The organism is Brevundimonas albigilva (genome assembly GCF_023503965.1).
GTDB lineage: Bacteria > Pseudomonadota > Alphaproteobacteria > Caulobacterales > Caulobacteraceae > Brevundimonas > Brevundimonas albigilva.
Genome location: NZ_CP097298.1, coordinates 1,581,217 through 1,601,692 on the forward strand (window position 1 = coordinate 1,581,217; position 20,476 = coordinate 1,601,692).

Below are 20,476 nucleotides of genomic sequence, written 5' to 3' on the forward strand. Positions count from 1 at the left end.
CCGAGGAGGCGAGCCGGCATGACCGCGCTTATCCGACGTTTCCGCCGCGACCAGTCCGGCGCGACCGCCATAGAATACGGCCTTCTGGTCGGCCTGATGGGCGCCGCCCTGATCGTCTGCCTCAGCGCCTTCGGCCCCGAGATGAAAGAGGCCTTCACCCGGATGGGCGGCCAGATGGCGACCCCGCCGGACGTGACCTCGAACTGATCGGCGCCTGGGGCGTTGCGATCCCATGAACCTGATCCTGCTGATCATCCTGGCCATGGTCTTCGCCGGCGCCCTGTTCGCCCTGTCGATGGGGATCGAGGGCCGCGGTCGCGGCCGGGTCGATCGCGACGCGGACGGCGAACAGGACGAGCCGGGCGGCCCGCCCTCGGGCGCGCCCTGACGGCGGTCAGGCCATCCACACCATCATGCGGGTGTCCGCATCGGCCCGGCGCGCCAGGCTGAAGGCGCGACGTGTCTCGCCGGTGTAGAGGAAGCCCGCCTTTTCCAGCACCCGCCCCGACGCCGGATTGTCGGCGAAGTGGCCGGCGACCAGCGCGCGACGGCGCCACTTGCGGCTGGCCCAGACCAGGGCGCCCTCCAGGGCCTCGGTGGCGAAGCCCCGGCCCCAGAATTCGCGGCCGATCCAGTAGCCGGTCTCGGGCACGCGGTCATCGCCCTCGAACAGGCCGATCACGCCGACGGCACCGTGGTCCTCATGCTCGATGACGAAGGTGCTGGCGCGCGCGGGGTCCTGGGCGGCGACCTGCACGACGAAATCCTCGGCGTGCTTCACATGGAAGGGATGCGGCATCCGCTTGGTCATGCGGGCGATGTCGATGTCGTTGGCCAGGGCGGCGATGCGCGGCGCGTCCTGGGGCGCGGGCGCGCGCAGCACCAGACGCCGCGTCTCGACGACGGGGGAGGTTTCAATGACGCACATGGCGGTCGCCTCATTCTCTGGACCGTCTCCTTGGAGGGCTCGGACGGTCTTCGAGGCGGGGAAACGCAAACGGGGAGCCTGGTGATCCAGACTCCCCGCGGAAAATTTCCCTGGTCCGGATCGGCTGCTGGTGGAGCAACGCGATCCGGGCTTTCCAGATGGCGTTACTCGGCGGCCATGGCCTGAGCGTCGTCGTTGGCCGCAAGCACGGACACGTAACAACGGCCGCCACGCTTGGTGGTGAATTTCACGGCGCCCGGGGTCAGGGCGAACAGGGTGTGTCGCGGCCCATGCCGATGTTCTCGCCCGGGTGGAAGGTGGTGCCGCGCTGACGCACGATGATGTTGCCGGCCAGCACGCGCTCGCCGCCGAACTTCTTCACGCCGAGGCGCTTGGACTCGGAGTCGCGACCGTTGCGCGACGAACCGCCGGATTTCTTGTGAGCCATCGTATCGCTCCGCTCTTTCCTAGCGTCCTATCGGCCGTTCGGCCTACTTGAGGACGCTCCTTATATCCTATGGCGCCGGTGAAGCGCCGGTGAATGTCTTAGGCTTCGTCGCCGGCCGCTTCGGCCTTCTTGGCGGGAGCCTTCTTCTTGGCCGGAGCCTTTTTGGCGGGAGCCGAGCTCTCGACCACGGCGCCCTTGACGTCGGCGCCGTCGGCCTCGGTCACGACCGTCTCGGTCGAACCGATCGAGGAGGTCGCCCCGCGGGTGGCCAGGCCACGCGCGCGCAGGTCGATCTCGGCCTTGGTCAGCAGGTCGATCTTGCCGTCCCACTTGGCGGTCTCGCCGGCGCCTTCGATGCCGGTGATGCGCAGGACCGATTCCATCTGGCGATGGCCGTTCGTGCGGCGATAGCCCTGGCGACGGGTCTTCTTGAAGATCTTGACCTTCTCGCCCTTGCGGGTCTCGATCAGGGTCGCGCCGACGAAGGCGCCGTCGATCAGCGGGGCGCCCAGGGTCACGCCCTTGTCGCCGCCCAGCATCAGGACGCTGTCGAACTTCAGCTCGGCGCCGGCGTCGCCGTCGAGCTTTTCGACGACGATGGTGTCGCCCGGTTGGACCCGGTACTGCTTGCCGCCGGTCTTGATCACCGCGTACATGTTGAAGCCTCAGCGCAAACGCAAAAAGAGTGCGCCCGCCGGGTGACCCCCGCGGGCGAAGAGCGGCGACATATACGGAAGGCGGTCGCGGAGTCAACGCGATTTGCCGCGTTTTCGGGGCGAATTCGGACGATCGGGCCTGACGGCTCTCTGCAGCGCTTCGCCGGAGCCGACAAGACGCCCGCAAAGAAAAAGCCCCGCCGAAGCGGGGCCTTTCCAGGTCGGGATCGACGTCGGGTCAGCGGGCGGCCAGCGCGCCCGCCAGGATCACGTCGATCTGACGCGCCACATGATCCGACAGGGCCTGGGCGTCCCAGTTGTCGTAGGCGGCGCGGCGATAGTTGGACAGATAGGCGTCCCAGATCAGCTCGACCAACAGGCGCAGGTCGGCGTCCTGGCTGATCTCCCCGCGCGAGACCGCGTCCTGGAGGATGGCGCCGATGGCCAGCTGCAGCTTCCGGGTGGCGGCGCGGGCCCGCATCTCGGCCGCCAGCGGCTGGAACCAGGACCGGGCGACGATGGCCTGGAACAGCGGCAGCTGGTCCAGCGACGAGTGGTAGCCGGCGCTGAGCGCGGACACCAGGCGGTCGCGCACCGGCTCGCCCTGGGGCGCCCCGGCCTCGACCACCTCGGCCAGACGGGTCATGTCCTCGGTCAGGACCGCCTCGAACAGTTCGGCCTTGTCCTGGAAGTTGGCGAAGACCGCGCCGGTCGACATTCCGGCCCCTTTGGCGATGTCGCGGATCGTGGCCGGCTCGTAGCCGCGCTCGGCGAAGAGCGAGCGGGCGGCCTCCAGCACCTTCTGGCGGGTGCGGATCTTGGCGGCCTGGCGACGGTTCAGACGGGGCTCGGGGGAGGCGGCGATGGAATCGGTCATGAACGGGGGCGTGTACTCTACGAAGGACTCCGAACCCGCGGGGGACGAGACGAAGTTGACTGAAGGGGATCGGCGCGATCCGGGGCGATGGGCGCTGAAGTCTCCGCCGATGCGATGAATACAGAGGCAGCGCTTCCACCACGGAACCATGACAAAAATGGGTCACGGACAAGGCTCCTCGTATAACTACGTACTCTATTCTGTGGGCGATGGACGCCTATGGTTAAGCTGGCTGTTCCTGAGCGCGCGCATGGGGCGGTGGCGACGCGACTCCGGGGTTGCGGCCTGGAAGGCGCGGCGGAACTGGTCGCGCCGTTCGTGGATGGAGGCCAGGACCAGGCCCATCGGCACCCCCAGGTCGACCAAGGTGTTCTCGGCCAGCTGCAGGCTGGCCTCGGTGGTTTCGGGCACGGCGTCGGTGACGCCCAGCGCATAGAGGCGGGCCGCGTGCTGGTCGTCGCGGGCGCGCGCGATCAGGATCAGGTCCTCGCGCAGGGGCCGGGCGACGCGGACGACCTCGTCCACCTTGGCCGGGGAATCCATCGTCACGACCAGGGCGCGGGTGGTCATGACGCCGCAGCGCAGCAGCATCTCGGACCGGCCGGCGTCGCCGTAGAAGACGTCGAAGCCCGCCCGGCGGCCCGCCGCCACCGTGGCCGGATCGGCGTCCACGGCGATGAAGGGCTGGTCATGCTCGCGCAGCATCTCGCCGATCAGCCGCCCGACGCGGCCGAAGCCGACGATCACGGTCGCCCCCTCGCCGGGGTCGGGGACGGCGCCGGCCGCATCCGGTCCCGGGTCGTGGGGCGCGCCCGCGGCCGGGCGGGTCAGCCGCTGACCCAGCAGCGCCAGAAGGGGGATGCAGAAGATGCTGATCGTGGCCGACAGGGCGACGGCGGCCGTGATCCCCGGCGAGGCCACGCCCTCGACCAGGCCGGTGGCGAAGACGACGAAGGCGAACTCTCCCGCCGGGGCCAGGACCAGGGCCGTCTCCAGCGCCGGACGCCAGGCCAGGCCCCACAGCCGCGCCAGGCCGAAGACGACCGCGGCCTTGACCGCCACGATGGCCAGCGCCAGGCCGAACACGCCCGCCGGGTCGGCCGCCACCGCGTCCAGGTCCAGCCCCAGGCCGACCCCCACGAAGAAGACCCCCAGCAACAGGCCCTTGAACGGCTCGATCGAGACCTCGACCTCGCGCCGGAACTCGGTCTCGGCCAGCAGCACGCCGGCGACCAGGGCGCCCAGGCTCATCGACAGGCCGGCGGCCTGGGCCGCCAGGCCGGCGCCGATGACCACCAGCAGGCTGGCGGCGACGAACAGCTCCCCGCCCTGCTCGGCCCGCCGGGCGCGCGCGACCGAGCGGAACATCGGCCGCAGCACGATCCGGCCCAGCAGCACCAGCAGCCCCAGGCCGATCGCGGCGGGAACCAGCGTCAGCAGGGCGCGGCCCAGGACGGCCGGTTCCAGGACGCTTCCCCCAGGCCCGCGCTCTGCGCCAGGGCGGCCAGAACGGTGACGGTGATCAGGATCGGCGCCACCGACAGGTCCTGGGCCAGAAGCACGGCGAAGGTCGAGCGGCCGACCACCCCCTTCAGCCGCCCGCGCTCGGCCAGCACCGGCATGACCACGGCGGTCGACGACAGGGCCAGGCCCATGCCCAGCACCACCGCCCCGGCCAGCGGCTGGCCGGTCAGCATGAACAGGGCCGCCAGCACGACGGTGCAGGCGACGACCTGCATCAGCCCCAGGCCGAAGACCAGGCGGCGCAGGGCGCGCAGCCGTTCCCACGACAGCTCCAGCCCGATCATGAACAGGAGGAAGGCCACGCCCAGTTCGGACAGCTGGGCCAGCTGGCCCGGATCGCTGATCGTGGCCCACGACAGCCATGGCAGGGCGTCGGAGAAGCGCGCCAGCCCGTCCGGCCCCAGCAGGACGCCGGCCGCCAGGAACCCCAGGATCGGGCTGATCTTCAGTCGGTTGACCAGGGGCACCATGACGCCCGCGGCCGCCAGGAAGACCACCAGATCCTTGTATTCGCCGCCGCCGTGCCCGTTGGTCATCCGCCCTCCGTCCCCCGGCGTATCAGAGGGCGCCGCGCGTCGTCTGGCGAGAGGCCGGGGCGCTTTCATGAACTTTTTTAAGGCGACAGGTCCCTTGTCCGGTCTAGGGTCCGGCCGCCCGGCCGCATCGGGGCCGGGATCGAGGATCGAAGTATGAAACGTCTGCTTATCGGGGCCGCCGCGGGCGCCCTTCTGCTGCCCGCCGCCGCCCTGGCGCAGGACATCGGACACGACCACGCCTGCCTGGACGAGAGCTGCACCATCGTCTCGCTGTTCTCGGGCGAGGAGACCGCCGCCGGCTGGCAGGGGACCGAGGCGCCCAAGTACGGGACCTGGGGCTTCGACCTGGCCGGGCGCGACACCGCCGTGGCGCCGGGCGACGACTTCTTCCGCTACGCCAACGGGACGGCGATCGACAAGCTGATCATCCCGTCGGACCGCACCAGCTACGGCTCGTTCGCCCTGCTGCGCGAACTGTCGGACAACCGGATGAAGGAACTGGTCACGGGCCTGGCGGCGCGCACCGACCTGGCGCCCGGATCGGACGAGGCCAAGATCGCCGACGCCTATCGCGCCTACATGGACGAGGCCCGCATCGAGCAGTTGGACGCCCAGCCGCTGCAACCCTATCTGAGCGCCATCCGCGCCGCCGACAGCCATGAGAAGCTGGCCGCCTACATGGGCCAGACGGTCGGCCGCTTCGGCGGGTCCTTCTTCGGCACCGGCATCACCATCGACGCGAAACAGCCGACCCGCTACGTCGTCTCGACCGGCCAGTCGGGCATCGGCCTGCCCAACCGCGACTACTATCTGGACGCGCGCTACGCCGACAAGAAGGAGAAGTACCAGGCCTACGTCGCCGACATGCTGGGCATGATCGGCTGGGCGAACCCGGCCGAGACCGCCGCCGCCATCGTGGCCCTGGAGACCAAGATCGCCGAGGCGCACTGGACCCCGATCCAGAACCGCAACCGCGACGAGACCTACAACGAATACACCATCGCCCGCCTGGCCGCCGACGCGCCCGGCTTCGACTGGCAGACCTATTTCGACGCCGCCGAACTGGGCGGGACGCCGCGCCTGATCGTGCGCCAGGACACGGCCATGCCCAAGATCGCGGCCCTATACGCCGAGACGCCGGTCGAGCTGCTGCAGGCGTGGGAGGCCTTCCACACCGCCGACGACATGGCGCCCTTCCTGTCCAAGCGCTTTTCCGACGCGCAATGGGCCTTCCGCTCGCGCGACCTGTCGGGCCAACCCGAGCAGCGCAGCCGTGAGAAGCGGGCCATCTCCTTCGCCGAGAACGCCCTGGGCGAGGCCACGGGACGGCTCTATGTGGCCGAATATTTCCCGGCCGAGTCCAAGGCCAAGATGGAACAGCTGGTCGCCAACCTACGCACCGCCCTGTCGCACCGCATCGACGGCCTGAGCTGGATGGGCGCCGAGACCAAGGCGGCGGCGCAGGAGAAGCTGACCAAGTTCACCGTCAAGATCGGCTATCCCGACAAGTGGCGCGACTATTCCGGCCTGGAGGTCCGCGCCGACGACCTGGTCGGCAACGCCGAGCGCCGCGGCCTGTTCGAGTGGAACTATGACCTGGCCCGCCTGGACGAGCCGGTCGACAAGTCCGAGTGGGGCATGACCCCGCAGACGGTCAACGCCTACTACAACTCGGCCAACAACGAGATCGTCTTCCCGGCCGCCATCCTGCAGCCGCCCTTCTTCGATCCGGACGCGGACCCGGCGGTCAACTACGGCGGCATCGGCGGCGTGATCGGCCACGAGATCGGCCACGGCTTCGACGACCAGGGCTCCAAGTCCGACGGCGACGGCGTGCTGCGCAACTGGTGGACCGCCGAGGACAAGGCCAAGTTCGAGGCCCTGACCACCCGCCTGGGCGCCCAGTACGACCAGTACGAGCCCCTGCCCGGCTATCACGTGCAGGGCGGACTGACGATGGGCGAGAACATCGGCGACGCCTCGGGCGTGGCGGTGGGCTTGGAGGCCTATCACCTGTCGCTGAACGGCCAGGCCGCGCCGGTCCTGGACGGGACCACCGGCGACCAGCGCTTCTTCTACGGCTGGGCCCAGGTGTGGCAGTCGAAGTACCGCGACGAGGCCCTGAAGCAGCAGGTGGCGACCGACCCGCACTCGCCGGCGCAGTTCCGCGTGATCGGCCCGCTGCGCAACGTCGACGCCTGGTACGACGCCTTCGACGTGGAGCCGGGCGCCAAATACTATCTGGCGCCGGAGGATCGCGTCCGCATCTGGTAAGGCGACGCTCCTTCGAGAATCGCGAAAGGCCGGGGGCGACCCCGGCCTTTCTGCTGTCCGGCGTCCTGTGCGACGAAGGCGCGGCGACGGTCCAGGCTGCTGATTTCAGGCACGAAAAAGCCCGCTGCGGGGGATACGTCGCAGCGGGCTTTCCGAGGCTCTTGTGAGCCGACGTTTCCTCCCGAAACGCCTTCAAGAACTGCGTGCTTGAGCACCGCTCGTCCTCGAGTGAGACCAATTGACGCCATCCCGGGGCCGTCGTCAACGGGGGTTTCGCCGCAAATCGAACTTTCGTCGACTTATCGCTGATAACTCATCCTTGGCGAGATTATTTATCGAAGCTTATTCGATAATGCGGCGGATGGCGGAGACCAGTTCCGCGCGCGGCAGGACGACCTGGCCGGGGCGTTCGGCCTTCCAGGCTTCGTTGTCGGCGATCCCGGCGGCGGCGGCGCGGCGGCGTCCAGGTCCTTGATGGTCACCTGTCCGGCCGCGATCTCGTCCCCGCCCAGGATGACGGCGGCCGGGGCGCCGCGCCGGTCGGCGTATTTCATCTGCGCCTTCATGCCGGCCCGGCCCAGGTAGAGTTCGGCCGCGATCCCGGCGGCGCGCAGCTCGGCGACGGCCGACAAATAGTGCGCCATGTCGTCCTCCGAGAAGACGATGACCACCACCGGGCCGCGCACGGCGTCGGCGTCGGCCCGCCCGGCCGCGCGCAGGGCCGAGGCCAGGCGCGAGACGCCGAACGAGAAGCCGGTGGCGGGCACGCTCTGGCCGGTGAAGCGGGCGACCAGGTCGTCGTAGCGGCCGCCCCCGCCGATCGAGCCAAAGCGGACCGGGCGCCCCTTGTCGTCGGCCGTCTCCAGCAGCAGTTCGGCCTCGAACACCGCGCCGGTGTAGTATTCCAGGCCGCGCACGATGGTCGGGTCGAAGGTCACCGCCGCCGGGTCGACCGACATGGCGTTCAGGGCCCGGTCGATGGCGGCCAGTTCGTTCAGGGCCGCCTCCCCCGCCGCGCCCAGGTCGCCCGACCGGGCCACGGCGTCCAGGGTCTGGGCGCGGGTCAGGCCCGGCGTGTTGGCCGAGGCCAGGAAGGCCTCGACGGCGCCCTGACCGTGGGCGGCAGGTTCGCCCCCGGGTGTAGTCGCCCGACTCGTCCAGCCGGCCTTCGCCCAGCAGCTGGACCACGCCGTCCCAGCCCAGGCGGTCGAACTTGTCGATGGCGCGCAGCGCCGTCAGCCGCTGGCCCGCCTCGGTCACGCCGCCGGCGTCGAACAGGCCGTCGAACAGCTTGCGGTTGGACACGCGGATCTGGGCCTGGCCCGGCGCCAGGCCGGCGGCCTGGAGGCCCTGACAGGCCATGGCGATGATCTCGGCGTCGGCCTCGGGCCGGTCCGAGCCCACGGTGTCGGCGTCGCACTGCCAGAATTCGCGAAAGCGCCCGGGACCGGGCTTCTCGTTCCTCCACACCGGGCCGTAGGCGTAGCGGCGGAAGGGCTTGGGCAGGGTCTCCCACGACTGCGCCGCGAACCGGGCCAGGGGCGCGGTGTGGTCGTAGCGCAGCGCCATCCAGTCGCCCGGCTCGTCCGACCCCGCGTCGTCCTGCAGCGCGAACACCCCCTCGTTGGGCCGGTCGGCGTCGGGCAGGAACTTGCCCAGGGCGTCGGCGTATTCGAAGGCCGGCGTCTCCAGCGGCTCGAAGCCCCAGCGCTCATAGACCTCGGACACCTGGCGCACGATGCGCCGCTCGGCGGACAGGTCGCGCCCGCGCTTGTCGGCGAAACCGCGCGGATTGCGGGCGAGGGGGCGGAGGGGGCCTTCGGTGCTCATGGCGCGCGCTTAAGCCAAGGCACGCGCGGTCGCAACCGAAGAGGATGGTGGTGCGGGCGGTCGGGGTCGAACCGACACTCCTTTCGGAACCGGATTTTGAGTCCGGCGCGTCTACCAATTTCACCACGCCCGCATTGGGCCGCCTCATGCCACACGGACGCGGGCGGCGTAAAGCGGCGACTAGGCCGCGACTTCCACGTGGTCGTCCGGGCGGCCGGCCAGGATGCGGCGGGCGCGGATGAACATCTCGACGCGCTGCAGCACGATCAGGCCCAGGGCGAAGACCAGGAAGGCCTCGGTGACGGCCAGGGCGTTCAGATGCCACTGGGCCGCGTGGCTCTCGATCAGGGGGCGCAGCACGCCGCGGAAGGCGAACAGCGCCACCACCAGCACCAGGCCCAGCGGCGAGGCCTGGGACCGCAGCGACCCGTCGGGCTCCTTCTCGATGGTGATGGTCTTGCCGCGCCACCAGCCGGCGACGCCGCCCAGCACCGCCCCGACCAGCAGGATCGCCCAGGCGTCCAGGCCGAACGGCGACGCCCCGACGGCGCGGGTCGAGCCCCACACGCCCAGCAGGATCAGCGGTCCCACGATCGCCGGCATGACCCACAGCAGGTTCGGGCGCAGGACGCGCCGCCTGCGGTTGCGCAGCAGGACCAGGACGATGACGACCGGAATGACGGCCAGCGGAATCCACTGTTGCGGCGACATGATCTCTTCCCCGACCTCCCCCTTGAGGCCGGGGCCAGACTAGCCGCGTCAGGCGTCGCGCGAAAGCGGCTCCACGCGCTGTTCGATGGCGCCGAAGATCGAGTGGTGACGCGCGTCCAGCATCTCGATCCGCACCGTGTCGCCGTGGGCCAGGAAGGGCGTCTCGGGCTTGCCGCGCAGGATCGTCTCCACGGTGCGGACCTCGGCGATGCAGGAATAGCCCAGGCCGCCCTCGGCGACCGGACGGCCGGGGCCGCCGTCGGCGTCGCGGTTCGACACCGTGCCCGAGCCGATGATCGTGCCGGCGCTCAAGGCGCGCGTCTTGGCCAGATGCGCGATCAGGGTCCCGAAGTCGAAGGTCATGTCGACCCCGGCGTCCGCCTTGCCGAAGTCGCGGCCGTTCAGCTGCACCGACAGCTGCCGTGCAGCTTGCCGTCCTTCCAGCGGTCGCCCAGGGCGTCGGGCGCGACCAGGACGGGCGACAAGGCGCTGGCGGGCTTGGACTGGACGAAGCCGAAGCCCTTGGCCAGTTCGGCCGGGATCAGGTTCCGCAGCGAGACGTCGTTGACCAGGCCGACCAGGCGGATGGCGGCCAGCGCCTCTTCCCGCGTCGCGCCTTGGGCCACGTCGCCCACGACCACCACGATCTCCGCTTCCAGGTCGCAGCCCCAGGCCGGGTCGGCCAGCGGAATGGGGTCGCGCGGGCCCAAAAAGCCGTCGGACCCGCCCTGGTACATCAGCGGGTCGGTCCAGAAGCTCTCGGGCATCTCGGCGCCGCGCGCCCTACGCACCAGCTCGACGTGGTTCACATAGGCCGAGCCGTCCGCCCACTGATAGGCGCGCGGCAGGGGGCTGGCGGCCTCGTGCTCGCGGAAGCGGCCGCGCGGCACGGCCTCGTGCTCCAGGCTCTCGGCCAGGGCGCGCAGCAGCGGTTCGCAGCGATCCCAGTCGTCCAGCGCCGCCTGCAGGGTGGGCGCGATCAGGAAGGCGTCGGTGAACCAGTGAAGGTCGCTGGAGACGACCACGAGGCGGCCGTCGCGGCCGTGCTTGAGCGAGGCGAGTTTCATGCCCAAGGCCTAGACCGAAAATCAGTCGGGGGCCAGAAGCAGGGTCCGGGCCTCGGCGCCGGCGCGGGCGGCGGGGTCGCGCACCTCGACCTCGACCACCACCGCGCCCTTCGGTTCGACCGCCCACAGATAGCGGCGCTCCACCTCGACCGCGCGGCCCGAGGGGGCGAAGCCGGCGAAGCTGTCGCCCCAGGGCGTGACCTTGCGGATGTCGGCGAACGGCAGGGCGCAGGCGGCGTCCAGCTCTTCCTGGGCCATGGCGTCCAGTTCGTCGGTCATGGCGTCAGCGCCGCGAGAACAGGGCGCGGGTCAGGCCCGAGAAGACCAGCCGGCCGCCTTCGTCCAGCAGGTCGTGCGAGGCGATGACGATGCCCTTCTCGTCGCCCACCGGATCCTTGCCCATCACCGTCATCCGCCCGCGCAGCAGCTCGCCCGCCGGCGGATTGCGCATATAGCGCAGGCCGTCGACGGCCAGCACCTTGGTCTGCGCCCAACCGGCGGCCTTGTCGGCGGCCAGTCGGCTCCACAGCACATAGATCAGGGCGTCCGGCGCGCCATAGGCGACGTCCCAGCCGGGCTGGAACCGCTCGACGAAGATGTCGAGCGCGCCCTGGTCGACCGCGCAGGCGCCCAGGGGAACGACCTGCCCCACCTCCAGATCCTCGAAATGGACGAGCAGCGGGTCGCTCATGGGCGGTCGATCCTTCAGGCCGGTTCTTCGGAGACGCGAACCAGCAGCTTGCCGTCGTGATCGCCGGTGAACAAGCGGTTCAGCGAGGAGACGGCGCCCTCCAGCCCGTCGTCGACGTGGACCTTCCACTTGATCTTCCCGTCCGCCAGCCACGGCCCCATCTCGGCGACCATCTCCTTGGCGCGGGGGGCGTAGTCCAGCACCAGGAAGCCCTGGACGTTCAGACGGTGGGTGATGATCCGGCCGAAGTTCGGCGCCGGCGGCATTCGCGTGGCGTTGTAGGAGGACACCAGGCCGCAGACCGCCATGCGGCCGTGCACCTTCAGGCGGTTGAAGACGGCGATCATGATGTCGCCGCCGACGTTCTCGAAGTTCAGGTCGATCCCGTCGGGGGCCAGCCGGTCAAGCGCGTCGCCCACGTCCTCGTTCTTGTAGTCGATGGCGGCGTCGAAGCCGAGGTCGTCGGTCAGCCAGGCGCACTTCTCCGGCCCGCCGGCGATGCCGATGACGCGGCAGCCGCGCTGCTTGGCGACCTGGCCGGCGATGGAGCCGACGGCGCCCGCCGCCGCCGAGATCACCAGCGTCTCGCCCGCCTGGGCCTTCAGCACGTCGGTGACGCCGAAATAGGCGGTCAGGCCGGTCATCCCCAGCACGGACATATTGGCCGTCAGCGGCAGGCCCGGCGCGCGGTGGACGGGGCGCAGGCCGGCCTCAGGCACGACGGCATAGTCGGCCCAGCCGCCCGAGATCGGCATGACCACGTCGCCGACCTTGAACCGTTCCGAGCGGCTGTCCTCGACCACGCCCAGGGTCAGGCCGCGCATCACGTCGCCCAGGCCCACCGGCGGCAGATAGCCTTCGGCGTCGTTCATCCAGGTGCGGTTGGTCGGGTCCAGCGACAGATAGACGGTGCGGACCAGAACCTCGGACTCCTTCAGGTCGGGGATGGGGCTCTCGACCAGTTCCAGGTCGCCGTCCTGAACGGCCCCCTTGGGCCGTTGACGCAGCACCCACTGACGATTGGTTCGGGCCATGCCGGCTCTCCCATGCGTTTTCATTCAGGACGCATACTAGCGCAGGCGCGGGCGCCGTCGAGACGCGTGCGCAAGAAAAGAAAAGGCGGTCCGTGCGGACCGCCTTTGGGAGTGGCATCATCGAGAATGAGGCGCGGAGGCGACAGATCGGTTTTGGGGCCGATCAAGTCGGGGGCGTCGCCGCCTCCGCATCCCGATAACGGCGCCCGCTGACGGCGGTTCCGACGCCGAACAGGTTTTTTCCGCTTTCGGAACAGCCAAGCCTGACCGGCGTTCAACAGCCGACCCAAGGACAAGAGGCGGGAGGCCTGAATGACTCAACTCGACCCCAATCAAACCCCGGACGCGCCGCGCCAGGGCCATCCCGTGGACGCGCGCGACACGCGCCAGGGGCGACCGGGCGTGCGGATCCTGTGGCTGCTGATCATCTCGGCCGGCGCCGCCGCCGTGGTGCTGCTGGGCCTGTGGCTGGTCAGCCAGGGCGGCTTCTCCCAGACCAACGCCAACAACGGGGCCCAGGCGGTGGACGCCCAGGCCTTCCAGGGCGAAGGCGCCGCCGCGCCGACGCCGGACGCGCCCACCGGCCCGACGGGCGAGGCCCAGCCGGTCCCCACCGGCGAGGCGCCCAACGTCAACGCCCCGACCGAACCCTCCAACTGATCGACAGACAAGAGAAAAGCCCCGGAGCGCCGCTCCGGGGCCTTTTCCATGAACCGTTCCGTCGGATCAGGCCGCCTGCTTCTGGCGCGACGGATGGAAGAACAGCGCCTGGCTGATCGCCGCCTTCACCGTCTCGGGCTGGAACGGCTTGGTGATCAGGAAGGTGGGCTCGGGCCGCTCGCCGGTCAGCAGGCGTTCGGGGAAGGCGGTGATGAAGATCACCGGCACGTCCATGCTCTTGAGGATGTCCTTGACCGCGTCGATGCCGGACGAACCGTCGGCCAGCTGGATGTCGGCCAGCACCAGGCCGGGCTTGTGGCGGGCCACGGCGTCGATGGCTTCGTCATGGGTGGTGGCGGCGCCGGTGACCCGGTGCCCCAGTTCCTTGACCAGGCTCTGGATGTCGGCCGAGATGATGGCCTCGTCCTCGATCACCAGCACGTCGGTGGCCAGTTCGGCGTCGATGTCGGACTGGGCCTCGCCGATCAGGCGTTCGACCTCGCGCGGGTCGGCCGACAGGATCTGCGCCGCCTCGGACGGGGTGAACCCCTCCAGCGCGGTCAGCAGGAAGGCCTGGCGCGAGCGCGGCGCGATGCGCAGCAGGCGGCGCGAGGCGTCGTCGCGCGCCTCGACCCCGCTGGCGTCCTCCAGCTGGGCGCCGGTCGACACCCAGATGGCGTGAAAGACGTGATACAGCGCCACGCGCGGCGTCATGTCCGGCGACAGCTGCTGTTCGCCGGCGGCCAGCGCCTCCAGCGCGACGCGGACATAGTTGTCGCCGGTCGCCTGATCCCCGGTCAGCGCGCGAGCGTAACGGCGGACATAGGGCAGGTGCGGCGCAAGTCTGGCCAGAAGGCTCATATTCCGGAATTCCCCGACTAATGGCCCCTCCAACCCAAGGAGAGGCGCTACAGCGGAACGAAACGTGCCAAAGGCGTCACGGTTCCGGCGAAACGATCAAGCTTGAGCATTAAAAGGTCGTAAGGCAGGAACCCCCGCCGGGGGCGACGTTATCGACGCTGCATTTCTGCACTGCATGTTGGGTGGGCGGTGTTCTGTCTATGACTAATTCTTCTGAATCCCCGCACCGCAAGGTCGATGAAAAGGCGGGGACGGCCGGTCTTGAAGAGGCCCGGCTTCGACAGCAGGCCATCGGGGTCAAGCTGCGGCACATGTTCGACGAGGTCGTCAACGAGCCGGTCCCCGACGAATTCCTGGACATCCTCAAGCGCGCGGACAATCGTTCGGGCGAGGGTGGCGCATGAGCGCCTCTCGTCTGGGCGCGGCGCCCAAGCCGCCGTCGAGCGACGACAACGCCTTCAAGACCCAGCTCGTCGCCCTGATCCCGCACCTGCGCGCCTTCGCGCGCACCCTGACCGGCGATCCGACCGCCGCCGACGACCTGGCGCAGGACGCCATGATGAAGGCCTGGGACGCGCGCGCCAGCTATCAGATGGGCACCAACATGAAGGCCTGGACCTTCATGATCCTGCGCAACCAGTTCTATTCCGAAAAGCGCCGGTCGTGGCGCCAGTCGCAGCTGGACCAGGAAGCGGCCGAGCGGACCCTGGTGGCGGTGGACGATCCCGAGGCGCCCGTCGCCCTGGACGAACTGCGCCAGGCGCTGAAGACCCTGCCGGAGGAGCAGCGTGAAGCCCTGATCCTGGTCGGGGCGGGCGGCTTCGCCTATGAGGAGGCGGCCGAGATCTGCGGCTGCGCGGTCGGCACGGTCAAGAGCCGCGTCAGCCGCGCGCGCCGGGCGCTGCTGGCCACGCTGGAACGCGGCGGCTACGCGCGCGACGGCCAGGCCGCGGGCGACGCCATGCGCACAATCCTGGGGGAAGCGGATCGCCTGAGCGGCGCCCGGGACTAGCGGGTGCCCGCCGAAACCAGAACGACGGGGCGATCTCCCGCCCGACGGTTCGGCTGGCGGCCGGACCGTCTTCAGGGCATCCGCTTTCGCCTGGGCCTGGCGATGGCGGCGGCCCTGTTGCCGATCTTCATCCTGAGCCTGATCCAGACCCAGGCCGATTTCCGCCAGCAGGCCGAGGCGCGGCGCGTCAACCTGCAGTTGGCGGCGGAACGGTCGTCGGCGTCCACCAAGGCGCGGCTGGACAGCACGCAGGTGCTGTTGCGCGCGCTCAGCCCCGCCGCGCTCGGCCCCTATTGCACCCCGCGTCTTTCGGCCCTGGTCGACGATTTGGAAGGCTATGAAGGCCTCTATCGCGTCAGCCCGACCGGCCAGGCCGTCTGCGCGTCCGGCCGCGACGAGGGTTTCCGGTCCGGCGTCGCCCCGGCCGGCCAGTCCGGCTGGTTCGAGCGCCTGCGGGCCGGCGAGGACATGGTGGTCATGCGCGCCCCGGTCGATTCCGACTATCCGCCCGCGCTGATCGTGGCCATCCGCGCCGAGCGGCCGATGGGCCGGTTCGACGGCGCCATGGCGGCGGTCATCCCCTTGACCACGCTGCAGCCGACGACACCCGCGACCCCGCCCTGCCCCAGGGATCGGAAACGGCCCTGACCGACGGCGCCGGCCGCCTGCTGACCGCCAGCGACGCCAGCGCCTTCCAGCTGTCCGGCGGGGGCGACGTGGCCGGCTGGGTCGAGCGGGCGCGCAACGACGGGGCGGCGGTGTTCGAGGCGCGGGACAGCCGGGGCCAGCGCCGCGACTACGCCGGCGCTGCGCTGGCGGGCGGCGACCTTTATGTGCTGATCTCGGCGCCGTCGCCGGGCCTGCTGTCGTGGGCGCGGCTCAATCCGATCGGCGCCCTGCTGCTGCCGCTGGGCGCGTGGCTGACGGCCTTCGCGGCGGTGATGCTGCTGTCGGAGCGGCTGTTCATCCGCTGGCTGGACTATCTGGAGCGGGTCGCCGCCATCTACGCCAAGGGGCGTTTCTCGGTGCGGCCGATCCAGGCCATGAACGCCCCGTCCGAAATCCGGGTCATGGCCCGCACCCTGGACGAGATGGCCGAGGCGATCACGGTGCGCGACCGGTCGCTGACCGACTCCCTGGCGGAAAAGGACGCGCTGATGCGCGAGATCCACCACCGGGTGAAGAACAACCTGCAGATCATCTCCTCGCTGCTGTCGATGCAGCAGCGGGCGGTGGCGGACGCCTCGGCCAAGGCGGCGCTGGGCGACACGCGCCAGCGGATCTCGGCCCTGGCCCTGATCTACCGCACCCTGTACCAGAGCGACGACGTGCGCCACGCCGACGCGCGCGTCTTTCTGACCGAGCTGGTCGGCCAGCTGATCGCCAGCGAAGCCGGGCGCGGGCCGATGGTCGTCAGTTCGGTCGAGGCCGACACCCTGTATGTCGACCCGGACAAGCTGGCCCCCCTGGCGCTGTGGCTGGTCGAGGCCGTGTCCAACGCCCAGAAGCACGCCTTCGCCGGGCGCGGCGGCCATCTGAAGGTCCGCTTCCGCGTCGACGGCGCGACCAGCGTCCTGGAGGTCGAGGACGACGGCCCCGCGTGCCGTCCGACGACGACGTGGGCGTGGGCCGGACCCTGATGGGCGCCTTCGCCAAACAGCTGCGGGGAGAGGCGCAGATGCTCCCCGCGCCCGGAGGCGGAACCATCGCGCGCATGACGTTCGCCACGCCCGAGGCCGTTCACCCGGAAGAAGCGCCTTAAAAGCTTCACGGTGCGGAACCGCCAAGCCTGGGTGGCGTTGACTGCCACGGAACCGGCCATTCCTGCGCCGGGATTGTCGGAGAGAAAAGAATGCGCAAGATTTTCGTCCTGTTCGCCGCCGCCGCCGCCCTGACCACGGCCGCCTGCAACACCGTTTCCGGCGTCGGCCAAGACGCCCAGGCCGCCGGTCAGGCCGTCGAGAACTGCGCCGAAGGCCGCGTCTGCTGATCTTGGCCTGAGCCAGACGTTCAGGGCCCCGTCGCACCCTGCGGCGGGGCCTTTTCGTATGCGCGCGCCAGGGCTAGGCTTGGTCCCGGAAGCGCCCGTCAGACGGCGTCCGGAGGACAGATGGCCCAAGCCGCCGCCGCCCGTGAGCCGGGCCTGAAGACCGTGGTGGGGGCCTCCGCGGCCGGCACGGCGTTCGAGTGGTACGACTTCTTCATCTTCGGCTCGCTGACCACCGTCATCGCCCGCCATTTCTACGCCGACGTGGGAGAGGCCACGAGCTATGTCCTGGCGCTGCTGACCTTCGGCGTCGGCTTCGTGGTGCGGCCCCTGGGGGCCCTGGTGTTCGGCTGGTTCGGCGACAGGGTGGGGCGAAAGACCACCTTCCTGGTGACCATCACCATGATGGGCCTGGCGACGGTGGCGATCGGCCTGCTGCCCGACTACGGCCAGATCGGCCTGTTGGCGCCGGCGCTGCTGTTGCTGATGCGCGTGCTGCAGGGCTTCGCCCTGGGCGGGGAATACGGCGGCGCGGCCATCTATGTCGCCGAGCACGCCCAGCCCCGCAACCGCGGCTTCATGACCAGCTGGATCAACACCACCGCGGCCCTGGGCCTGATCGGCGCCCTGGTGGTGATCCTGGTCACCCGCCTGATCGTGGGCGTCGAGGCGTTCGACGCCTGGGGCTGGCGGATCCCCTTCCTGCTGTCGGGCCTGCTGCTGGCCATTTCGCTGTGGATCCGGCTGAAGCTGAACGAGAGCCCGGCCTTTCGCCGCATGGAGGCCGAGGGCGGCGCCCGGCGCGCGCCCTATCGCGGGGCCTTCCTGACCTGGAAGAACGGCCGCTTCGTCCTGATCGCCCTGTTCGGCGTCATGTTCGCGCAAGGGGCGGTCTGGTACTGCGGCTATTTCTACACCCGCTTCTTCATGGAGCGGATGCTGAAGGTGGACGTGGCGACGGTGGACGGCCTGATCCTGGCCATCTCGCTGGCCTCGGCCTTTCTGTATGTCTTCTTCGGCTGGCTGTCGGACCGGGTGGGGCGCAAGCCCGTCATGCTGTTCGGCATGATCCTGGCGCTGGTCGCCTTCTTCCCCGGCTTTCACGCCCTGACCCGCGCGGCCAACCCCGCCCTGGCCGAGGCGCAGGCCCGCGCGCCGGTCACGGTCGTGGCCGATCCCGCCACCTGCGCGGTCCAGTTCGATCCGGTCGGCAAGGCCGCCTTCGTCAGCGCCTGCGACATCGCCAAGACCATACTGACCAACGCCGGCGTCTCCTACGACACGGTCGCGGCGTCCGCCGGGGCCACGGCCCTGGTCCGGGTGGGGGCGGCCGAGGTCGCCTCCGTCGACGGCGCCCGCCTGACGCCCGCCCAGCTGAAGGCCGCCCGCGGCGATGTCGAGGCGCGCATCAAGGCCGCGCTGGCGGCGGCGGGCTATCCCGACCGGGCCGATCCCGCGCGGATCAACCTGCCGATGGTCTTCCTGATCCTGATGGTCTTCATGACGGCCGCCTGCGCGCTTTACGGCCCCCAGGCCGCGGCCCTGGTCGAGCTGTTCCCCACGCGGGTGCGCTATACGGCCATGAGCCTGCCCTACAACATCGGCACCGGCTGGGTGGGCGGGCTGTTGCCGGCCGCCAGCTTCGCCCTGGCGGCGGCGTCGGGCAACATCTACTTCGGCCTGTGGTATTCGGTCGTCTTCACCGTCATCGCCGTCGTCGTCACCGTCCTGTTCATGCCCGAGACCAAGGGGCGCGACCTGGACACCATCGGGGCCTGAGCGCGTTCTAGGGCTCGGACCCAGACATCGGAGCGCCTTCATGACCAGTCCTCGCGACGCCGGCCTCAACCTTTTGCGCCAGCACGCCCTGATCGCCGGGGAGCCCATTGCGGCGAACGGCGGCGGGATCGCCGTGGACGATCCGGCGACCGGCGCGGTGATCGGTCATGTGCCCGACCTGGGCGAAGCCGAGACCCGGCGGGCGATCCAGGCCGCGACCGAGGCCTTTCCCGCCTGGTCCCGGTCCGACCCGCACGCGCGCGCGGCCTTCCTGCGCAAGTGGGCGGCGCTGATCGACGAGAACGCCGAGGGGCTGGGCGCCCTGATGGCGCTGGAGAACGGCAAGCCGTTCGAGGAGGCCAAGGGCGAGGTCGCCTACGCCAACGGCTTCATCAAATGGTTCGCCGGCGAGGCCGAGCGCCTGATCGGCGAGACCCAGGACAGCCCGCTGGGGCATCTGATCCTGACCTACCGCGAGGCGGTGGGTCCGTGCGCCCTGATCACGCCGTGGAACTTCCCGGCCGCCATGCTGACGCGCAAGCTGGGTCCGGCCTTCGCCGCCGGCTGCACCGCCGTGGTCAAGCCGGCCAGCCAGACGCCCTTCACCGCCATCGCCCTGGCTGAACTGGCCTATCAGGCGGGGCTGCCCGTCGGCGCCCTGTCGGTCGTCACCGGCGACGCGGCGACCATCGGCAAGGCGCTGACCGACAGCCCCGACATCCGCAAGCTGTCCTTCACTGGCTCCACCGGCGTGGGCCGGATGCTGGCCGAACAGTGCGCCCCGACCCTGAAGCGGGTGTCGATGGAGCTGGGCGGCGCGCCCCCTGATCGTCTTCGCCGACGCCGACCTGGACCTGGCCGTGGCCGAGACCATCAAGGGCAAGTTCAGGAACTCGGGCCAGACCTGCGTCTGTCCCAACCGCGTCTATGTCGAACGTCCGGTCGCCGAGGCCTATGCCGAGAAACTGGCCGCCGAGGTCGCGAAGATTCCGGTCGGAAACGCGTTCGACGACGGCGTCAAGGTCGGCCCCCTGATCGAGGAGAAGGCCCTGGACAAGGTCGAGAAGCACGTGGCGGCGGTGAAGGCCGACGGCGGCCGCGTCCTGACCGGCGGCGAACGGCACGCCCTGGGCGGCCGCTTCTTCCAGCCGACCGTGACCCTGGGCGGCGACGACCGGCTGTTCCGCGAGGAAGAGACCTTCGGCCCCATGATCCCGGTCTTCGCCTTCGATGCCGAGGACGAGGTCCTGGACAAGGCCAACGCCAGCGAGTTCGGCCTGGCCTCCTATCTGTTCACCCGCGACCTGGACCGCGCCATGCGCATCGGCCGCCGCATCGAGGCCGGCATGTGCGGCGTCAACACCGGCCTGATCTCGACCCCCGTCGCCCCGTTCGGCGGGGTCAAGCAGTCCGGCTACGGCCGCGAAGGCTCGATCCACGGCATCGACGAATACGTCGACGTCAAGGCCGTGACCCTGGCGTTGCGCTAGGTCCGACGTGAAGGGGTGGAAGTCGACGTCGCTTTGCTGATAATCGGCGGCTGCCCCCACCACTCGGATCGACGACGTTGAGCGACTTCCCTCCTCCCCGGTTCGAGACGG

21 protein-coding genes, 1 tRNA gene and 4 pseudogenes are annotated in these 20,476 nt (G+C 70.1%); 12 read left to right on the forward strand and 14 right to left on the reverse strand.

Going from position 1 to position 20,476, the window contains the following annotated elements; all coding sequences use genetic code 11:
• Positions 1-18 precede the first annotated feature (18 nt).
• The gene (locus tag MU852_RS08385; RefSeq protein WP_249751798.1) at positions 19-207 is read left to right on the forward strand and encodes a Flp family type IVb pilin; all 189 of its coding nucleotides are present in this window, start codon (positions 19-21) and stop codon (positions 205-207) included.
• A gap of 25 nt (positions 208-232) precedes the next feature.
• Positions 233-388 (forward strand): hypothetical protein, encoded by a 156-nt coding sequence (locus tag MU852_RS08390; protein WP_249751799.1) that lies wholly within the window; start codon positions 233-235, stop codon positions 386-388.
• A gap of 6 nt (positions 389-394) precedes the next feature.
• Here MU852_RS08390 and MU852_RS08395 read toward each other — a convergent pair whose 3' ends face one another.
• From MU852_RS08395 to MU852_RS17380, 6 genes and pseudogenes are all read right to left on the reverse strand, one after another.
• Positions 395-928, reverse strand: a complete 534-nt coding sequence (locus MU852_RS08395) for a GNAT family N-acetyltransferase (protein ID WP_249751800.1) — start codon at positions 926-928, stop codon at positions 395-397.
• A 164-nt stretch (positions 929-1,092) separates the two neighbouring features.
• Positions 1,093-1,376, reverse strand: a pseudogene (gene rpmA / locus MU852_RS08400) (50S ribosomal protein L27).
• A gap of 98 nt (positions 1,377-1,474) precedes the next feature.
• A complete protein-coding gene (gene rplU, locus MU852_RS08405) occupies positions 1,475-2,032 on the reverse strand; it encodes a 50S ribosomal protein L21 (protein ID WP_249751801.1) in 558 nt (185 codons plus the stop codon).
• Between the two features lie 238 nt (positions 2,033-2,270).
• Positions 2,271-2,909 carry a TetR/AcrR family transcriptional regulator gene (locus MU852_RS08410; RefSeq protein ID WP_249751802.1) on the reverse strand — a complete coding sequence of 213 codons (639 nt, stop codon included), beginning with the start codon at positions 2,907-2,909 and terminating at the stop codon, positions 2,271-2,273.
• 195 nt (positions 2,910-3,104) lie between these two features.
• The gene (locus MU852_RS17375; RefSeq protein ID WP_283843836.1) at positions 3,105-4,307 is read right to left on the reverse strand and encodes a cation:proton antiporter domain-containing protein; all 1,203 of its coding nucleotides are present in this window, start codon (positions 4,305-4,307) and stop codon (positions 3,105-3,107) included.
• Between the two features lie 35 nt (positions 4,308-4,342).
• Positions 4,343-4,969, reverse strand: coding sequence for a cation:proton antiporter domain-containing protein (locus MU852_RS17380; RefSeq protein WP_283843837.1), 627 nt, complete (start codon positions 4,967-4,969; stop codon positions 4,343-4,345).
• A gap of 153 nt (positions 4,970-5,122) precedes the next feature.
• On the opposite strand from MU852_RS17380, the gene MU852_RS08425 reads away from it, so the two are divergent.
• Positions 5,123-7,243 (forward strand): M13 family metallopeptidase, encoded by a 2,121-nt coding sequence (locus tag MU852_RS08425; protein ID WP_249751803.1) that lies wholly within the window; start codon positions 5,123-5,125, stop codon positions 7,241-7,243.
• A 342-nt stretch (positions 7,244-7,585) separates the two neighbouring features.
• On the opposite strand, the pseudogene hisS reads toward MU852_RS08425, so the two are convergent.
• From hisS to MU852_RS08460, 7 genes and pseudogenes are all read right to left on the reverse strand, one after another.
• Positions 7,586-9,073: pseudogene (hisS, locus tag MU852_RS08430) on the reverse strand (histidine--tRNA ligase).
• Positions 9,074-9,121: 48 nt separating this feature from the next.
• Positions 9,122-9,206, reverse strand: a tRNA-Leu gene (locus MU852_RS08435).
• A 47-nt stretch (positions 9,207-9,253) separates the two neighbouring features.
• Positions 9,254-9,784: a CcdC protein domain-containing protein gene (locus tag MU852_RS08440; protein ID WP_249751804.1), complete on the reverse strand. Its 531-nt coding sequence runs from the start codon at positions 9,782-9,784 to the stop codon at positions 9,254-9,256.
• A gap of 48 nt (positions 9,785-9,832) precedes the next feature.
• Positions 9,833-10,851: pseudogene (locus MU852_RS08445) on the reverse strand (fumarylacetoacetate hydrolase family protein).
• Positions 10,852-10,872: 21 nt separating this feature from the next.
• On the reverse strand, positions 10,873-11,130 hold the full coding sequence (locus MU852_RS08450) for a hypothetical protein (RefSeq protein ID WP_249751805.1): 258 nt from the start codon (positions 11,128-11,130) through the stop codon (positions 10,873-10,875).
• A gap of 4 nt (positions 11,131-11,134) precedes the next feature.
• A complete protein-coding gene (locus MU852_RS08455; protein WP_249751806.1) occupies positions 11,135-11,542 on the reverse strand; it encodes a hotdog family protein in 408 nt (135 codons plus the stop codon).
• A 14-nt stretch (positions 11,543-11,556) separates the two neighbouring features.
• Entirely contained in the window at positions 11,557-12,576 is a 1,020-nt protein-coding gene (locus tag MU852_RS08460; protein WP_249751807.1) for an NADP-dependent oxidoreductase, read from the reverse strand.
• 312 nt (positions 12,577-12,888) lie between these two features.
• On the opposite strand from MU852_RS08460, the gene MU852_RS08465 reads away from it, so the two are divergent.
• Positions 12,889-13,236 (forward strand): hypothetical protein, encoded by a 348-nt coding sequence (locus MU852_RS08465; protein WP_249751808.1) that lies wholly within the window; start codon positions 12,889-12,891, stop codon positions 13,234-13,236.
• A 66-nt stretch (positions 13,237-13,302) separates the two neighbouring features.
• Here the strand turns inward: MU852_RS08465 and phyR are convergent, their stop codons facing one another.
• A complete protein-coding gene (phyR, locus tag MU852_RS08470; RefSeq protein WP_249751809.1) occupies positions 13,303-14,097 on the reverse strand; it encodes an anti-anti sigma factor/receiver protein PhyR in 795 nt (264 codons plus the stop codon).
• Between the two features lie 200 nt (positions 14,098-14,297).
• Here phyR and nepR point away from each other — a divergent pair, with 200 nt between their 5' ends.
• The 8 genes and pseudogenes from nepR (at position 14,298) to MU852_RS08510 (ending at position 20,365) form a co-directional block, all read left to right on the forward strand.
• Complete coding sequence (nepR, locus tag MU852_RS08475) at positions 14,298-14,501, forward strand: anti-sigma T factor NepR (RefSeq protein ID WP_249751810.1); 204 nt, start codon at positions 14,298-14,300, stop codon at positions 14,499-14,501.
• Entirely contained in the window at positions 14,498-15,109 is a 612-nt protein-coding gene (locus MU852_RS08480; protein WP_249751811.1) for a sigma-70 family RNA polymerase sigma factor, read from the forward strand. The genes nepR and MU852_RS08480 overlap by 4 nt, the downstream gene beginning before the upstream one ends.
• 3 nt (positions 15,110-15,112) lie before the next feature.
• Positions 15,113-15,757 carry a cache domain-containing protein gene (locus MU852_RS08485; protein ID WP_249751812.1) on the forward strand — a complete coding sequence of 215 codons (645 nt, stop codon included), beginning with the start codon at positions 15,113-15,115 and terminating at the stop codon, positions 15,755-15,757.
• 68 nt (positions 15,758-15,825) lie between these two features.
• On the forward strand, positions 15,826-16,749 hold the full coding sequence (locus MU852_RS08490) for a sensor histidine kinase (RefSeq protein WP_249751813.1): 924 nt from the start codon (positions 15,826-15,828) through the stop codon (positions 16,747-16,749).
• Positions 16,734-16,871, forward strand: coding sequence for a hypothetical protein (locus MU852_RS08495; protein WP_249751814.1), 138 nt, complete (start codon positions 16,734-16,736; stop codon positions 16,869-16,871). Before MU852_RS08490 ends, MU852_RS08495 begins: the two co-directional genes overlap by 16 nt.
• A gap of 90 nt (positions 16,872-16,961) precedes the next feature.
• Complete coding sequence (locus tag MU852_RS08500; protein ID WP_249751815.1) at positions 16,962-17,099, forward strand: entericidin A/B family lipoprotein; 138 nt, start codon at positions 16,962-16,964, stop codon at positions 17,097-17,099.
• A 120-nt stretch (positions 17,100-17,219) separates the two neighbouring features.
• Entirely contained in the window at positions 17,220-18,875 is a 1,656-nt protein-coding gene (locus MU852_RS08505; protein WP_249751816.1) for an MFS transporter, read from the forward strand.
• Positions 18,876-18,915: 40 nt separating this feature from the next.
• A pseudogene (locus MU852_RS08510) lies at positions 18,916-20,365 on the forward strand (NAD-dependent succinate-semialdehyde dehydrogenase).
• Positions 20,366-20,476: the final 111 nt, after the last annotated feature.

What these genes read in the sequence shown, in the direction of transcription:
- MU852_RS08450 (WP_249751805.1), bottom strand. Translation starts at nt 11,130, where the DNA reads ATGACCGACGAACTGGACGCCATGGCCCAGGAAGAGCTGGACGCCGCC.
- MU852_RS08390 (WP_249751799.1), top strand. Translation starts at nt 233, where the DNA reads ATGAACCTGATCCTGCTGATCATCCTGGCCATGGTCTTCGCCGGCGCC.
- MU852_RS08410 (WP_249751802.1), bottom strand. Translation starts at nt 2,909, where the DNA reads ATGACCGATTCCATCGCCGCCTCCCCCGAGCCCCGTCTGAACCGTCGC.
- MU852_RS08500 (WP_249751815.1), top strand. Translation starts at nt 16,962, where the DNA reads ATGCGCAAGATTTTCGTCCTGTTCGCCGCCGCCGCCGCCCTGACCACG.
- MU852_RS08460 (WP_249751807.1), bottom strand. Translation starts at nt 12,576, where the DNA reads ATGGCCCGAACCAATCGTCAGTGGGTGCTGCGTCAACGGCCCAAGGGG.
- phyR (WP_249751809.1), bottom strand. Translation starts at nt 14,097, where the DNA reads ATGAGCCTTCTGGCCAGACTTGCGCCGCACCTGCCCTATGTCCGCCGT.
- rplU (WP_249751801.1), bottom strand. Translation starts at nt 2,032, where the DNA reads ATGTACGCGGTGATCAAGACCGGCGGCAAGCAGTACCGGGTCCAACCG.
- MU852_RS08395 (WP_249751800.1), bottom strand. Translation starts at nt 928, where the DNA reads ATGTGCGTCATTGAAACCTCCCCCGTCGTCGAGACGCGGCGTCTGGTG.
- nepR (WP_249751810.1), top strand. Translation starts at nt 14,298, where the DNA reads ATGACTAATTCTTCTGAATCCCCGCACCGCAAGGTCGATGAAAAGGCG.
- MU852_RS08480 (WP_249751811.1), top strand. Translation starts at nt 14,498, where the DNA reads ATGAGCGCCTCTCGTCTGGGCGCGGCGCCCAAGCCGCCGTCGAGCGAC.
- MU852_RS08465 (WP_249751808.1), top strand. Translation starts at nt 12,889, where the DNA reads ATGACTCAACTCGACCCCAATCAAACCCCGGACGCGCCGCGCCAGGGC.
- MU852_RS08425 (WP_249751803.1), top strand. Translation starts at nt 5,123, where the DNA reads ATGAAACGTCTGCTTATCGGGGCCGCCGCGGGCGCCCTTCTGCTGCCC.
- MU852_RS08440 (WP_249751804.1), bottom strand. Translation starts at nt 9,784, where the DNA reads ATGTCGCCGCAACAGTGGATTCCGCTGGCCGTCATTCCGGTCGTCATC.
- MU852_RS08385 (WP_249751798.1), top strand. Translation starts at nt 19, where the DNA reads ATGACCGCGCTTATCCGACGTTTCCGCCGCGACCAGTCCGGCGCGACC.
- MU852_RS17380 (WP_283843837.1), bottom strand. Translation starts at nt 4,969, where the DNA reads ATGACCAACGGGCACGGCGGCGGCGAATACAAGGATCTGGTGGTCTTC.
- MU852_RS08505 (WP_249751816.1), top strand. Translation starts at nt 17,220, where the DNA reads ATGGCCCAAGCCGCCGCCGCCCGTGAGCCGGGCCTGAAGACCGTGGTG.
- MU852_RS08455 (WP_249751806.1), bottom strand. Translation starts at nt 11,542, where the DNA reads ATGAGCGACCCGCTGCTCGTCCATTTCGAGGATCTGGAGGTGGGGCAG.